Raw genomic sequence first — 15,206 nt, 5'->3', positions numbered from 1 at the left:
GGGGTATTTGATCATAATTAACTATTCATTAACAGATTTTGATGATCTCTCCCTGCAACAAAGCCCTTTACATCATGCCTAATCCTACAGCCAACCACATTAAAGCACCGTAATACGTGCTCACTAAAAATGCTTTAAAACACTCTTGTGGCACTCTGTTAGCAATTAATCGTTGTTGATAAAACAAGACACCCGATGCAAGCACCCATAGCAAATAAAAGCCAAAATGAAGTTCATTAACTACAGCCCAAAATAACCATAATGCATGCATAGAAAGTAATAAAAATCCAATAATAAATTTATCATAACTGGCAAAATAAATGGCTGTAGATTTTACGCCAATTAATAGATCATCGGCTTTGTCTGTCATTGCATACATCGTGTCATAAGCCACAATCCAGGCAAAATTCAGAATAAACAGCAGAATTGAATCACCATTTAATGGTACAGATGATGCAATATATGCCATAGGAATACCCATAGAGAATGCCAGACCCAATACAACCTGAGGAGCATTAATAAAACGCTTACAGTACGGATATAAAAAGGTAATAAAAACTGATATTAACGCTGGATAAAAACAAGCCCAAGGCAAATTAATTAAAACCATCAAGGAACAAAACAGGAGAACTCCTAAAATAATGCAAGCTTCTGTCAAACAAATTTCATTTGAAGTTAAAGGACGCAATTTCGTTCTGGCAACATGCTTGTCTATTTTTCTGTCTGCAATGTCATTTATCACACAACCAGCTGATCGCATTAAAACCGTGCCAATGAAAAACAAAAACAATAATTTTAATGAAGGCATTCCCTGATTGGCAATCCACAAGGCCCAAGCCGTTGGGTACCATAATAACAATATTCCTACTGGTTTATTTAAGCGAGTAAGTCTCCAGTATGCGCCCCATTTTATCATAATACGGTCTCTAATTCAGGTAATAGTATTTCAATTAAAAAAAATGATTCCTTGTTGTGTACAGCATATTCAGCCAACCGCACCCACAAAATCCCTGAAACTGATTTTATATGATTTTTTACCCAATGATATTCAATATTTTCACTGTTTACAGGATAACAAACCCTATTCAAGCGTTTTACACTTTCCTCACCAAAAATTAAATTGCGAATAGATTCATGCTCTAATCGTTTAAAAAACTCTGTGTTAAGATCATAACAGGACTGCGGAATTATAGTTCGCGCGTACCAATACTCTACTCCCGCGTTTTTCATTACTATTTCACGCAAAAAAACACGATTGCTTTTTATTTTAAGAAAATAATGCTCCCACCAATCCCTATTACTCCAATTTTGAGCAATTACTTCTAAGTCTGTCGAGCCTCGAGCATCATACAACTTATCTGTTAGCGAACCAGTATGTTCTCTCCACTCCATGAGAGAATCCGGCTCCTGAATATCAGGAGAAAAAATAGATTGATTATTGAGAGACATAAATGTTCATCACAGTAAATTATATTGACGAATAGTACAAAATTCCTCGGAAAGGAACAAGTTATTGCGGCTCAGAAGTATCAATTATAATAACTGTAATGCCATCTACACTGAAACCTTATATAAACCCTTGGCGAACAATGTTCTAGGCGCCTGGAGTCACTCTTATTCTACCAAGACGATTTAAAATAAGTGTCGCTTTCTCTTGAGTTCGTAAATTGGTCAAGGTAAATACCCCATTACTGATTGAAGTATTCAAATTATTTGCAAATACAATTTTATGTTCTGAATTAACTCCAGACCAGCTTACCTTCCAATAACGATAATGCCATTGTCTGGTATGAAGCACCGCTTCGTGAGCTGGATTGCTATGATATTGAGAAAGAATAACCCCTTTCGCCCAATTTAAATCAGGAGCCAATGGGGCAAGCGTTACCTTTTGACCAAGCGCAATCGCCTGAATCTTCGCGTATTGAACAAGGTTTTTAATGTCATCAATTAAAGCTTGTTTCTCATTATTACTATAAAGCTGTGTAAAAGAACCAGTACTTAAAATAGCCAATACGGCAAATACCACGAGAACCATCACAAGTTCAATTAATGTAAATCCCTTTTCTTTCATCAGTTGTTATCAATTCGAGTTAATTAATGACTTAATAAAGTGTAACGCTTGGAAAACTATTTTTTTTGCTGATGGATTATTGAGTAAATCATCTGGTGATGCACCACTTAAGATTGGACAATTTAAATTTAATTCTGTAATTACACTCTCAGAATCCATCCCCAGAAGCAATACAGCTAATAGTGATTGCTTATTAAGCAGCTCAAATGAAAAAGAATCACAGATCAATAAATCAGACTCATTAAGATTGAGATAAGCAAGCATTTTGTTAAAAAGCGCTTCTGCCCTGTCATTCAGTTTTTTATTCTTGAGAATAGCTATTTTAGGTATGTTAATCGACTCAGACATTTGAGTTTTACTATTTGGAGAATCATGTCTGTTTATCCAGGGCGTTATCCCTATCTGATTCAAATAATAAAGAGTTAAGTCACTGTACATATAAATGTTCTGAGTAAATCAAGAAGTATATATCGAAAAGCCATTTAAGTCAGCAAGGCAGAAAGTTCGATTGCTTAGCCTAAAGAAATTATTTTTTACTAAGATCTTTGAATAAATTATCATGTCGCAACAAAGCAGGGATAATATGCCCGATGCTATCACAATTCAACTTCATCTTAATTCGTTCAAAATGCTTATCTACGGTACGTTTTGACAAATCCAATATTTCTGCGATTCGATGTTGATTAAACCCTTGATAGTATAAATAGATTATTTCTTTTTCCCGATGTGTAATTTCTTTTGAGTGCAGAAAACTAAATGGTAAGTTATTAAAATCAAAAACATTATCCTTAACTACCTCTGCTAATTTGGGAACATTTTGCTCTTTATTTATAATTATCTCCTTTAAATTTAAATGAGCAGAATGATCCTGCATCTCTTTAAGCTCATTCATTTGAATAATAAAATCAGAAGGCAAAATTAAAGTATTTTCTTTGGTTAACAACCGCCTGCAACGAACCGACAAATCATCGCTGATAATCTTCAGAACATCCAGATTGTTTAATATATAATTATTGGCAAAAACAGGATTTTTAAGGGTTGCGAACGTATAAATTTCAGAATAGTCGGAATGATTAAAACAAATATCAAAAAAATAAGTATAACCTTGGGTAGATAATATTTCTTTAATGTTATTAGATACATGTTCATCGTTGGTTATATCGGAAGAGTAATAACTACTATCAGGAAAGGTGATATGTTGTATTATTTGATCAGCAAATAATTCATTTTTTAAAAAATGTTCAAGTAGCCATTTATCTGACATTAACTGTAAAAAACGCCCTGTCAGATCATAATATACATAACCCCAACTTTTAATTACTGTATTATCAAAAATATGGTTATAACAGTTTTCCAAATATGAGGAATACATTTTCATATTATTTAAACAGATCATAATAGATACACTTATTATTAGACTCATTTAAAGTATAGAGCAAAAAACAAACTATCTATTTCAAATAAAATCAATAATAGCTTAATTATTTTCTATATCTAAGCAAATAATAACATGTTATGGAAAATAATATGTTTTAAAATTTACCAAATAATGTAGAGAGATTATCTGGGGAGCTTCTCTTGATAGAGAGTTTAGCTAACAACATACATCATGTATAAAGATATTTTACTACCCATTGTTTCTAATTCTTTGTTTATGACACAAAGTTTCTTCCGACAAAAAGGATTAATTAATCAAAATGATGGATTCACTAAATTCTGTTCTGAATTATTTCATATCATTCACAACAACTGATTTAAAGCGAATTAAAATTTGACGCATAGAACCTAGGCTAATAGTAACGTTCAAACATTAAGGAATTAATTAAGCATATGTCGCAAAATGCGCACTCAATACAAAGGTGCTAAAGTGCGCTCATACTAAAATTAGTAGAGCTCATTGCCAGCTCTGGCTCACTAAAATCATCATAGAATGTTCCATCTTTAATTACCTGCATAGGCTCTATTTTATCGCGCAGAAAAGAAAGTAGCTGGCTTGCTGAGGCATGTTCACCATTATTTAATTTTTTTAAAACCCTTAAAGATTGTGCAAGGCTTAAATCCCATTTGTCGTAATAGTCAGGTTTTAATAATTTGACCGTAGTGAAAGACATTTTTTCGAGCTCTTTAAGAGCATCGTATATTTCAGGATCAGGATTATCTTTTAACGCCTTTATCAAATTGATAAAAATATGTAATATTATATGATTTTTATTGGATATACGGTTGAAATGGTCAAGACACTTAAAAGGAGCATGAAGCCTTAATGAGTGACGTGCAGTCATCAATATACTTTTATCAGAATCAGTTTGCACTAAATCAGAAGTTAATTTCAGGAAAATCGGGTACAAAGCATGTAACGCATTGTGATGACTTTCGTCAATTACTGAATCATTTTGAGTAGGTATTGAGTTTCCAAAAAAAGTAACTGGTTTTTTTTGAGTGTGTTCTTGCTTCTCTGGTTTGGAAGTGGTGGAAGCAGAGAAATACAAATTTCGCAGCTCAAGAGATTTTTTCATAAGAGCGGGACGATTTGGTAGTGTAGATTGTAAGATCAAATTATTAACAATTTCAAACCAATGTTTATCCCCTCTATAGCAACAATAAGCAAGCAGATCGCCTAAGGAGCTAAAAGTGCTGTACATCAACTCCTGATTTTTATGAGTAAATCCTTCTTTTTGACCGTAGCGTACGGTTAAATGATCCACTGTTGGCTCATATCCTCTCTGAATCATTTTAATCTGGCTATCAACGGGAACACTAAATCCTGAAACAGGGATATCATCAACATTTGGCACTATAGTTTGATGAGCGTATTGTCGTAATTTCAAACGATCTCTAACCCATGCACTTGCAGGATCATTAACCCCTGTAAGCATGCCATACACAGCATTTAAAACTGCATTCTCTCGATAAACTTCTTCCATTATTCTGTCAATAGCTGTACGTTCAGTACCATTATCAAACTGAACTGCAAGCACTTTAAGATTATTCCCGTGCTCTGACTCTAACAAAGTTGAGTGATCATCAGAAAAAACTTCTGTAGGAAAATTACTTAAAATTCCACCATCATTATGTGCTTCACCATCAATTACTTCTGCTTTAAAAACAACAGGGAATTTAGCTGATAACTCTACAGCTTTAGTCAACTCCATATCTGGGCTACGAGCTAATGAAAAATAAGAGGTTTTTCTTAATGTTCTGTTCGTTGATGTAACCGTTATTTCAGAGCCAAGCCCACATCCAGGGCATTGCAGTCTTATAGACTCTAATGTTTTAAACGTAATAGTTCCCTTAGGAAAAGGAATGCCGTATTTTATTACAATTTCTTTTAATTTATTTGTAACAGCATAATCAAGGCCGGTTTTTATTGATTCAGAACCAGAAAGCCCATCAAAATCTATATCATAATGCACAATATGTTCTTGTTTAAAATTTCTAAACAAAATCTCAATTTCATCCGCGGTATAACCCAAATAACACAACATTGCCATAATTGCACCAGCTGAACTGCCAGCAAATCTCGTTGGAGTAATATTTGCCTCATTAAGCGCCTTCCATACCCCAATATGAGCAAAAATCTTTTCTCCTCCACCACAAAAAACCAAATTTTCTATATCAGGTTTCTGCTCGAAGACAATAATTTCCTGAGTAGTTGTGCGTTGGTAAACTTTTGTTGTTTCATTTTCATAAAGCAGTATTAATTTATGATCAACAGGAGTCAATTTGGGAGGAATGACTTCTTCTTTGGCAAACCATGAGCTAGGCCATGATGTAATCCAGTTCCACAGCCGTACATACCATGGAGGAATTTTATTATAGCTCTGTGTTTTTCTATAAGAACTCATCTCCTCGTAGCGAGCATTGGGATTCAGAATGTCTATTGCTTGAGGGTGAGCACTTTTACATACCGATTCAGGCCGGATATTCTTAATATTTACCTGGGTTAATTGTTCTACTAATCTATTAGTTATAATAACCCTCTTGGTATTACCTAATGGCTCGCTCTGATTATCATCAGGATCTTTGTACTTTCCGCCAGATGAGGGAATAAAATGCTGATTAAATCCAATTAGAAGCCCTCGTTCTCCATGACACAATTCAATTCCGGTTAACTGATAGTTCAGAGATAATTCGAAATCAGCTATTTTCCACTGTTCGGACTGACCACCATCCAACCAATTGGTAAATGTTTCCCACCATCCTAAACGTTCTTCATTTGCGATCCCTCTGTCTTCATTTACCCTAATAGCTGAAAAAGAAACCCTTTTTTTGTCTTGCTGGTGTGGGCCTAAGAGCCATTGATTAAATAGTTCTTTTTTTTCATCACTTAAGCGTGATAAATCAAACATCATTCGCTCATCGTCGAATATATAATTTCCCAGAGCGATTTTATTATCTGGAGCTAAGCCATTAATCCGTAGTCGACCAAGGTAAGTAACCAAGATTATCTTTTTTAGGAGTTCAAGATTTTGCGGGTATTTTATGTCAGATTCCAGAAGCTGACTTATTATGTGCTGTGGGGTCATCACCTCATCCTTAAGTCTGATATTCCGTTAAATAAGCATTGGGAGCCAAGCGGTGTACTTGTATAATTGTCACTAACAATTAAGACATTTATTACAATTATCATAATTTTTCACGGATTAAAATAGAGCAGACATAATTGACCGGATAATGTCTGCAAATTATACCGCATGACCAAATAATTTGATAGGTGTGTTAACTTATATCAGAAAGAATTTCGAATATAACTTTAGATGGATTCGCTGACTGAGTTATTGGTCTGCCAATAACCAAAAAATTACTCCCTTCCGTAATCGCTTGATTCGGTGTCATTATTCGTGATTGATCATCTCTTGAATTACTTGATAAACGAATTCCTGGAGTAACCGTTATAAATTCAGACCCGCATTCGTTTTTGATTGTCCTGACTTCATGTGCAGAACTAACTACACCATTTAATCCTGCAGACTTGGCAAGTTTTGCCAGCATTGTAACTTGTTCTATTAAGTGTCTATTAATTCCGATATCAACCAATTCCGGTTCAGTAAAACTGGTTAGCACGGTTACTGCGATTAAAATAGGACGTTCTTTCCCATAAGATTGCAGTGCCTCATGCGCTGCTTTCATCATGTTAAAACCACCTGACGCATGGACATTCATCATCCATACTCCCAGGTCAGCGGCAGCCTTACATGCTTGCGCTACTGTATTAGGAATATCATGAAATTTTAAATCCAGAAACACTTTAAACTGGCGAGAAACTAACTGTTTTACAAATTGAGCCCCAAAAAGAGTGAACATCTCACTGCCAACCTTTAATCCACAATTATTTGGATCTAGCTGGTCAATCAAACGTAAGGCATCCTTCTCAGTATCAAAATCCAGTGCAACAATTAATTTCGAGTTCATTAAATTACAGCCTTTTCTTTTTGACATTCTAAAGCGCTTTTTACTGCAGCAACAACTTTTATCTGCTCTTCTACTTGCAAATAAGGATGCATAGGTAAACTAATCACACGATTACTTGCCATTTCAGCATAAGGGAAATCACCTGTCTTATAATTTAAATAACTTAATGCTTTTTGATGGTGCATTGCTATCGGGTAATGAACCGCGGTGGGGATTCCAGCAGATTGCATTGATTGCTGAAACTTATCCCTATTGTCAACTTCAATAGTATACTGAGCATATACGCTGGTGTTATGAGATTTAACATGGGGAATTCTGACGAATGACTCCAACATTTCGTTATAGCGTTCAGCCACATTTTGGCGCATTTTAATTTCATTTGGAAATATCTTCATTTTCTCAATTAAGACAGCAGCTTGAATTGTATCCATTCGTCCATTAATGCCAACGCGACTATGACAATATCGAGCATTCTGACCATGAATTCTTATTTCAATTAATCGTTGTGCTATAGCGTCATCATTTGTAAAACATGCTCCTGAATCTCCATAACCACCTAATGGCTTTGAAGGGAAGAAACTGGTGCATCCAATAGTAGTCACAGCACAAGAAGATTTGCCTTTATAAGTCGCCCCGAAACTTTGAGCAGCGTCTTCAATTACAGGAATACCGTATTGGCTTGCAATCGCATTAATTTCATCATAATCCGCGCATTGACCATATAACGCAACAGGCATTATCGCTTTTGTCTTTTGGGTTATTGCTGCTTCAAGTTTTGCAGGATCCAGATTGTAAGTAAGTGGATCAATATCAACGAAAACAGGAATAGCATGACAAAGACTAATGACTTCTGCTGTAGCAAAAAAACTGAATGGGCTGGTAATCACTTCATCACCAGGTTTGATATCAAGGGCCATAAGTGCCATTAACAAAGCATCTGTACCGCTTGAATTAACAATTGCATGCTTCACACCAACAAACGATGCCAACTGGTTCTCAAGTTCAGTTATTTCAGGACCCATGATATATTGCCCATGATTTAATACATTTTTTATACTATTAAGTATGTCATTTTCAATTAATGAATATTGTGTTTTCAAGTCAATAAATTGCATTATAGTCTCATAATTTGTATATAATATTTTTGATTATCATATGGGTTACTAAAGAATAGTAACATCTCAGGGATCGGGGGAATTTTCCCTATTCCGAATTACTGCGGTCATTCAATACAGTAGTTTTGCCACAACTTATTTGAGAAGTTACAAGTGTCTCTTGTAAAAAAGTTAAAATAAACCCACCCTAATCGCCTTCTAAACCATGAATTGGCTTCATTCTACCCCATTGCTTACAACTTGGACAATGCCAATGTAAGTGTTTCCCACCAAAACCACAATGACCGCATCGATAAATTGGTTTATTATCTAAAAATTTACTCGTAATATCGTAGAGCATTTGTAATTTATCACGCACTTTTCCATGTGCAGATTCAAGATGCCAATAGATCAGTCTATTCAGTCCACGAATTGAGGGATGTGTGCTTAACTTATCAGCAACAAAATCGATCGCCGCATCCATATTTTTATTTTGGCGCAGATACTCGGCAATAACGAAAATAACAGATGCTCGTGGATGATCCACCAAGGTCTGTTCCAGATAATTAATACAATCAGCCATTGAATCCAATTCTTTATGACAAAAAACAAGTGGTTCAATAATTTCGGTTAGAAACTCAGCATCCTGCAGAGGTACTCTCTTTAAAGAACGTATTGCTTGCTTGTAACGCCCTTCTTTCATTTCTATACTTGCATTCATTAAACTGGCTCTAACTGACTCAGAATCAACATTAATTGCCTGTTTGATACAATATACAGCTCTATCAAGTGCGTTTACTTTCAATGCCTGTGAAGCCATCTCACAATAGTAATGAGCTGCTTGTTGATGCAAACTGTTACCGGTTGAAATTTCCAGTTTTTTAATCACATCAAGAGCCTTTTCCCAGGCTTTTTCCTGCTGATAAATAGCGAGCAATCCATGTAGACTGCTTGTTTCCTTGCTACCACCTGACTCAACAACTTCCAGAAATATCCGTTCAGCGCGATCAAAAACACCTGCGCTCATGTAATCCTGGCCTAAAGCCATTAAAGCTTCTTTTCTCTGAAGAATGCTGAGCTGAGGTCTGGCAATTAAATTTTGATGGATTCGAATAGCTCTATCAACCTCACCTCTTCGCCGAAACAAACTTCCTAAGGCTAAATGCGTTTCTACCGTATCACTATCAACTTCCAATAATTTAATAAATATATCTACCGCTTTATCCGATTGTTCATTTAATAAATAATTAAGTCCGACCACATATTCTCGAGACAGGCGATTACTCACATTAGTATTTTTATCCGAATTGCTGCGGTTAGCTATCCACCATCCAGACCACGCAGCAGCAGGCAATAGTAATGGCCATAAATTAATCATTTATTAATATCCCTCTCTGCATACTGGGTTTCCTGATAATAAAAGAATTAATGTTGATCCTGTAAAGGAATTGAACGTAAATTTTTAATTTCTTTTTCGGTCAGCTTTAACTGATTTTTCATTCTATGGCATTCAATTTTTAAACGCCAATACCTACTGATAAAAAGTAAAAATCCAATTAAAATGCCCACGCCAAGCATTATTGTCATCAATACAGATATAGGCATAGACAACGTTTTAAAATAAAAATTGACGTCAACTGAAGAAGCATTTAACGCGGCAAAACTAACACCAATAATAATAAGTAAAATATAAGTAACCAGCATTAATATGCGCATTCAGGATTCCTTGTATTTTTAAACTGTCCCATCATAACATGATCAGTCAGAATAAGTCAGTTGAAAAGATATTTTATAAATAATGGAGTTTAATAAGATAACTGCTTTTCATTTTTGGTTCACTAATACTACAGATATTGTAACCTTCTCGGGAGAATTGCTCCTATCTCTATCTCGACAGAAATTTTACTGAAGTTATGGATGGCGTTTTTTGCTACACAATTCAGCAATACCTTATAAAATAAAAAAGCGTAGTGATAACTACGCTTTTTCTAGTGTTGTTGACTGTAAAGCGACTATTCGCCTTCTTTACTCGCCATTTTTTCTTTCAACAAATCACCTAGAGTAGTTGAAGTACCTTCAGCTCTAGAGTATTTCTTGATAGCATCAGCTTCATCTTGAGCATCTTTAGCTTTAACAGAAAGTGTTATTGAACGATTTTTTCTGTCAACGTTGATGATTTTGGCTTCGATTTCATCACCTTCTTTAACAACAGTAGTTGCATCATCAACACGTTCATCAGAAAGTTCATTAGCTCGAATTGTACCAACGATATCATCAGCTAAAGCTACAGTTACTAACTTAGCATCTACTGCCGTTACAGTACCTTTAACAATGGCGCCTTTAGTAAATGAGTCAGCGAAACTTGTAAAGTTATCCCCTTCAAGTTGCTTCAATCCTAAAGAAATACGCTCACGCTCTGGATCAATAGCTAAAATTACAGCCTCTAACTCTTGACCTTTCTTAAACTGTTTTACAGCTTCTTCGCCAGCAACAGTCCAGGAAATATCAGACAAGTGAACCAGACCATCAATTTCACCATCCAATCCAATGAAGATACCAAAGTCAGTGATTGAACGAATCTTTCCACTTACTTTTTGGCCTTTGCTATGTGCAGCTGCAAATTGTTGCCATGGATTACCAACACATTGTTTCATACCTAAAGAGATACGACGTCTGTCTTCATCAATTTCAAGAACCATAACGTCAACTACATCACCCATAGATACTACTTTGCTTGGATGAACGTTTTTATTAGTCCAATCCATTTCAGACATGTGTACTAAGCCTTCCACACCTTCTTCAATTTCAACAAAGCAACCATAATCAGTAATATTGGTAACTTTACCTTGTAATCTTTTGGTTAAAGGATAACGCTCAACCAAATCAACCCAAGGATCATTTCCTAATTGTTTCATGCCTAAAGAAACACGGTTTCTTTCGCTATCAAAACTCAATACTTTAACTTTTACATCCTGGCCTACTGATAATAATTCACTTGGATGCTTAACGCGTTTCCAGGAAATATCAGTGATGTGTAACAGACCATCAATACCACCCAGATCGATAAACGCACCGTAATCGGTAAGATTTTTAACGATACCATGCAGCTCTTGACCGTCATGTAACGATTCAAGAAGAGCTTGTCTGTCAGCACTGCTTTCTTCTTCAACAACAGCACGACGTGACACAACGATATTGTTGCGCTTAAGATCCATTTTGATAACTTTGAACTCAAGCTCTTTACCTTCAAGGTAAGAAGGATCTCTTACAGGTCTAACATCTACTAATGAACCAGGTAAGAATGCACGTATAGTTCCAATTTCTACAGTAAAGCCACCTTTGACCTTGCCAGAAATGAGACCAGTAACTGTTTCATTATTTTCATGGGATTTAGATAATTTGCGCCATGCTTCCTGACGCTTGGCTTTTTCTCTTGAAAGCAGCGTTTCGCCGTGGCCGTCTTCAACGGAATCTAATGCCACTTCGACAGTATCACCTAGGCTAATTTCCAGTGCGCCGTCTTTGTCATAGAATTCTTCTACAGCTACAATACCTTCGGATTTTAATCCAGCATTTAAAGTAACGTAGTCATCATCTATACCAATAACTTTAGCAGTAATGATGGCACCAGGATAAAATTGAGCGCCGATAATACTTTGCTCAAATAGTTCTTTGAAACTTTCAGACATGTTAATAAACTCTTTAGTAAAAAAATGAAAGAATGAGGTCCACTCACCTTTCCCCCAAACAAACGGAACTATAAATTGTTCAAATGTTTATCCAATAATTTTAATACATTATTGAACACTTGTACAATTGACAATCCAGTTGTATCGATCTGCACAGCATCCTCTGCCGGTTTAAGCGGAGCATGTGCCCGTGCTGTATCCCTTGTATCACGTTTAACCAGTTCTTCAACAACCTGCGCGAGGCTAACATTAATTCCCTTTTCTTTCAACTGTAAATAACGCCTATTGGCTCTCTCTTCTTCATTTGCATAAAGAAATATCTTTAAAACTGCATTTGGAAACACTACGGTCCCCATATCTCGGCCATCAGTTACCAAACCTGGGAGTTGTGCGAAATTCTTTTGCCGCTCTAGAAGAGCAGTTCTTACTTCAGGGATAGCTGCAATCTGCGAAGCGTCCTGTCCGCATTGTTCGCTACGAATCAATTGTGACACATCTTCATCATCAACAATCACTTTGGTTTCATTATGTTCAGAAGACTCAAAACGTAAATTCAGCGTTTGCGCCAAATCAGCCAGTTGCTCAATATCATTAAAATCCACCTGATTTTTTCGAGCAACATAGGCCAGAACACGATAAATAGCACCGCTATCAAGCATATTCCAACCAAGATGTTTTGCAAGCAAATGGCAAATAGTTCCTTTACCTGTTCCACTAGGACCATCAAGGGTAATTACGGGTACATTTTTATCAAACATTATCGATTATGTCCTCTATTCTAAAATCAACAGTATTAGCAGTTAATACAAAATCAGGAAACGAAGTCGCCACATTAGCACAATTAGTAACTGTTATTGATTGTTTTGCAATCGCACCAGCGATAGCGAAAGACATGGCAATACGATGATCACCCAAGCTATCAACCTCACCTCCTTGTACGATTCCACCATCAATCTGGATTCCATCATCAAATACCTTAGTTACTACACCAAGCTTATCTAATCCTTTGGCCATGGCACCAATACGATCACTTTCTTTCAAACGAAGCTCACGTGCACCGTGTAGTATCGTTTGTCCCTCAGCACATGCTGCAGCGATAAACAGAATGGGGAACTCATCTATTGCCAGGGGAACCATGGACTCATCAATCTTGATTCCTTTTAGTTTTGCAGATTTAATACGCAAATCGGCAACCGGTTCTTCACCATAAAACCGTTGATTTAGTAGGGTAATATTTGCCCCCATATCTTTTAATATATGGATAACACCAGTTCGCGTAGGATTAACTCCTACATTACGTATTAATAAATCAGATCCAGGAATTATAGTAGCCGCCACAATAAAAAATGCTGCGGATGATATATCTCCAGGAACCGTAATATCAGTGCCGTGACATTCGGATTTTGCATCAATTTTTATATTATTTTTGCTGATAGCAACAGGATAAGAAAAAGTTTTTAACATGCGTTCGGTATGATCTCGACTCACGCCTGTTTCGGTGATACTGGTTGTTCCCTCAGCATACATCCCAGCTAAAAGAATACAGGACTTAACCTGTGCACTCGCTTCTGGCATCACATAATCTATTGCTTTTAATTTATTACCGCCAGTCAGCACAATAGGAGGTTTTCCATCGTGTGTAGCAACTACAGCTCCCATTTGAGTTAATGGTTTACTGATTCGTAACATGGGTCTTTTTAGCAGGCTCTCATCTCCTGTTAATTGGCTATCAAAGTTCTGTGCAGCCAGTAAGCCAGCCAACAAACGCATGCTGGTTCCTGAATTTCCACAATCGAGAACAACCTCAGGTTTGCTTAAACCGTATTTGCCTGCCCCGTGTATAATGACCTCCTGCTCATGAGGCCCCTCAATAACTACTCCCATAGCTTTGAATGCTTTCAAAGTAGCAAGGCAATCTTCTCCATCAAGAAATCCGTTAACTCGTGTAATTCCTTTTGCGAGCGCCCCAAAAATGATCGAACGATGAGAAATGGATTTATCACCAGGAACAGTAATTTCACCTTTAATTGAATGAACCGGATGGCTCACGAAGTTCAATCTACTCACAAGTTGTTTTCCTCGGCAAATTCAGACATAAAATTAATTAACGCGTCAACACCAGACATCGGCATTGCATTATATAAACTAGCACGAAGGCCTCCAACGAATCGGTGCCCTTTCAATGCGCATAATCCACGTTGTTCCGCTGATTCAATAAACAATGACTCCAAAGCAGAATTTTTTAAGGAAAAACATACATTCATTATTGAGCGAGCTTCTTTATCTACAGTTGTAGTATAAAAATCAGTGGAATCCAGATATTGATACAATTTAGCTGCTTTCATACAATTTTGCCGAAATAGAGCATCAACACCGCCCTGCTCTTTAATCCACTCAAACATTTTAGCCGCCAGATAACAATTAAAAACTGGGGGGGTGGCATAAAGGGAGTGGTGATCTGCCTGTGTTTTGTAATTCAGCATAGTAGGTACAACGGGAGTTGCCGCCCTATCTAATAGATCATCGCGAATAATAACAATGGTTAATCCTGCATTAGCAATATTTTTTTGGGCACCGGCAAACACCATACCATATTGCTTAATATCTAATGGTTCGCTGAGCAAGCAAGAGGTCATGTCAGCAATTAATGGAACGTCACCCGTTTGCGGTACATAGGGAAATCGAATTCCATTCACGGTTTCATTAGGAGTATAGTATAAATATTTTGTATCTTTCTGAATTACCCAGCTTTTAGCCTCAGGGATTGTTTTAAATTGATTTTGTTCTGTACTGGCAGCACAGTATGCCTTTTTCAACAATTGTGCTTCCTGTAAAGCCATTTTTGACCAAATACCCGTCACTAAATACGCCGCCTGTTCTTCAGGATGCAATAAATTCATAGGAATCGCGGAAAATTGTGTTCTCGCTGCTCCACCAAGA

14 protein-coding genes are annotated in these 15,206 nt (G+C 36.5%); all 14 read right to left on the bottom strand.

The genetic code is table 11. The annotated features are described in order from the left end of the window. Positions 1 to 67 precede the first annotated feature (67 nt). Positions 68 to 916 (bottom strand): 4-hydroxybenzoate octaprenyltransferase, encoded by an 849-nt coding sequence (gene ubiA, locus Q0495_RS06385; RefSeq protein ID WP_298624210.1) that lies wholly within the window; start codon positions 914 to 916, stop codon positions 68 to 70. Further along, a complete protein-coding gene (locus Q0495_RS06380) occupies positions 913 to 1,449 on the bottom strand; it encodes a chorismate lyase (protein WP_298624209.1) in 537 nt (178 codons plus the stop codon). Before Q0495_RS06380 ends, ubiA begins: the two co-directional genes overlap by 4 nt. 145 nt (positions 1,450 to 1,594) lie before the next feature. Then, positions 1,595 to 2,071 carry a GspH/FimT family pseudopilin gene (locus Q0495_RS06375; RefSeq protein ID WP_298624208.1) on the bottom strand — a complete coding sequence of 159 codons (477 nt, stop codon included), beginning with the start codon at positions 2,069 to 2,071 and terminating at the stop codon, positions 1,595 to 1,597. A 9-nt stretch (positions 2,072 to 2,080) separates the two neighbouring features. Further along, complete coding sequence (locus Q0495_RS06370; RefSeq protein WP_298624207.1) at positions 2,081 to 2,509, bottom strand: DNA polymerase III subunit psi; 429 nt, start codon at positions 2,507 to 2,509, stop codon at positions 2,081 to 2,083. A gap of 88 nt (positions 2,510 to 2,597) precedes the next feature. Next, a complete protein-coding gene (locus Q0495_RS06365; protein ID WP_298624206.1) occupies positions 2,598 to 3,335 on the bottom strand; it encodes a LuxR C-terminal-related transcriptional regulator in 738 nt (245 codons plus the stop codon). A gap of 598 nt (positions 3,336 to 3,933) precedes the next feature. Continuing rightward, positions 3,934 to 6,597 carry a Dot/Icm T4SS effector VpdC gene (gene vpdC, locus Q0495_RS06360; protein WP_298624205.1) on the bottom strand — a complete coding sequence of 888 codons (2,664 nt, stop codon included), beginning with the start codon at positions 6,595 to 6,597 and terminating at the stop codon, positions 3,934 to 3,936. 193 nt (positions 6,598 to 6,790) lie between these two features. After that, positions 6,791 to 7,483: an orotidine-5'-phosphate decarboxylase gene (pyrF, locus tag Q0495_RS06355; protein ID WP_298624204.1), complete on the bottom strand. Its 693-nt coding sequence runs from the start codon at positions 7,481 to 7,483 to the stop codon at positions 6,791 to 6,793. Further along, the gene (locus Q0495_RS06350; protein ID WP_298624203.1) at positions 7,483 to 8,598 is read right to left on the bottom strand and encodes a DegT/DnrJ/EryC1/StrS aminotransferase family protein; all 1,116 of its coding nucleotides are present in this window, start codon (positions 8,596 to 8,598) and stop codon (positions 7,483 to 7,485) included. Before Q0495_RS06350 ends, pyrF begins: the two co-directional genes overlap by 1 nt. Before the next feature lie 187 nt (positions 8,599 to 8,785). Beyond that, complete coding sequence (lapB, locus tag Q0495_RS06345) at positions 8,786 to 9,955, bottom strand: lipopolysaccharide assembly protein LapB (RefSeq protein ID WP_298624202.1); 1,170 nt, start codon at positions 9,953 to 9,955, stop codon at positions 8,786 to 8,788. Positions 9,956 to 10,002: 47 nt separating this feature from the next. Then, the gene (locus Q0495_RS06340; RefSeq protein ID WP_298624201.1) at positions 10,003 to 10,293 is read right to left on the bottom strand and encodes a LapA family protein; all 291 of its coding nucleotides are present in this window, start codon (positions 10,291 to 10,293) and stop codon (positions 10,003 to 10,005) included. Between the two features lie 296 nt (positions 10,294 to 10,589). Continuing rightward, positions 10,590 to 12,266 (bottom strand): 30S ribosomal protein S1, encoded by a 1,677-nt coding sequence (gene rpsA, locus Q0495_RS06335; protein WP_298624200.1) that lies wholly within the window; start codon positions 12,264 to 12,266, stop codon positions 10,590 to 10,592. 68 nt (positions 12,267 to 12,334) lie between these two features. Beyond that, the gene (cmk, locus tag Q0495_RS06330) at positions 12,335 to 13,024 is read right to left on the bottom strand and encodes a (d)CMP kinase (RefSeq protein WP_298624199.1); all 690 of its coding nucleotides are present in this window, start codon (positions 13,022 to 13,024) and stop codon (positions 12,335 to 12,337) included. After that, a complete protein-coding gene (gene aroA / locus Q0495_RS06325; RefSeq protein WP_298624211.1) occupies positions 13,017 to 14,324 on the bottom strand; it encodes a 3-phosphoshikimate 1-carboxyvinyltransferase in 1,308 nt (435 codons plus the stop codon). Before aroA ends, cmk begins: the two co-directional genes overlap by 8 nt. A gap of 5 nt (positions 14,325 to 14,329) precedes the next feature. After that, on the bottom strand, positions 14,330 to 15,206 hold an 877-nt coding region (serC, locus tag Q0495_RS06320), incomplete at its 5' end, for a 3-phosphoserine/phosphohydroxythreonine transaminase (RefSeq protein WP_298624198.1).

The organism is uncultured Legionella sp. (assembly GCF_937871865.1).
In the GTDB taxonomy this organism is placed as follows: Bacteria; Pseudomonadota; Gammaproteobacteria; order Legionellales; family Legionellaceae; genus Legionella.
The sequence above is the reverse complement of the archived record's forward strand: the minus strand, read 5'-3'. Positions and strand labels throughout refer to the sequence as shown.

What these genes read in the sequence shown, in the direction of transcription:
- lapB (WP_298624202.1), bottom strand. Translation starts at nt 9,955, where the DNA reads ATGATTAATTTATGGCCATTACTATTGCCTGCTGCTGCGTGGTCTGGA.
- cmk (WP_298624199.1), bottom strand. Translation starts at nt 13,024, where the DNA reads ATGTTTGATAAAAATGTACCCGTAATTACCCTTGATGGTCCTAGTGGA.
- Q0495_RS06380 (WP_298624209.1), bottom strand. Translation starts at nt 1,449, where the DNA reads ATGTCTCTCAATAATCAATCTATTTTTTCTCCTGATATTCAGGAGCCG.
- vpdC (WP_298624205.1), bottom strand. Translation starts at nt 6,597, where the DNA reads ATGACCCCACAGCACATAATAAGTCAGCTTCTGGAATCTGACATAAAA.
- Q0495_RS06350 (WP_298624203.1), bottom strand. Translation starts at nt 8,598, where the DNA reads ATGCAATTTATTGACTTGAAAACACAATATTCATTAATTGAAAATGAC.
- Q0495_RS06340 (WP_298624201.1), bottom strand. Translation starts at nt 10,293, where the DNA reads ATGCGCATATTAATGCTGGTTACTTATATTTTACTTATTATTATTGGT.
- Q0495_RS06375 (WP_298624208.1), bottom strand. Translation starts at nt 2,071, where the DNA reads ATGAAAGAAAAGGGATTTACATTAATTGAACTTGTGATGGTTCTCGTG.
- Q0495_RS06370 (WP_298624207.1), bottom strand. Translation starts at nt 2,509, where the DNA reads ATGTACAGTGACTTAACTCTTTATTATTTGAATCAGATAGGGATAACG.
- Q0495_RS06365 (WP_298624206.1), bottom strand. Translation starts at nt 3,335, where the DNA reads ATGTCAGATAAATGGCTACTTGAACATTTTTTAAAAAATGAATTATTT.
- pyrF (WP_298624204.1), bottom strand. Translation starts at nt 7,483, where the DNA reads ATGAACTCGAAATTAATTGTTGCACTGGATTTTGATACTGAGAAGGAT.
- ubiA (WP_298624210.1), bottom strand. Translation starts at nt 916, where the DNA reads ATGATAAAATGGGGCGCATACTGGAGACTTACTCGCTTAAATAAACCA.
- rpsA (WP_298624200.1), bottom strand. Translation starts at nt 12,266, where the DNA reads ATGTCTGAAAGTTTCAAAGAACTATTTGAGCAAAGTATTATCGGCGCT.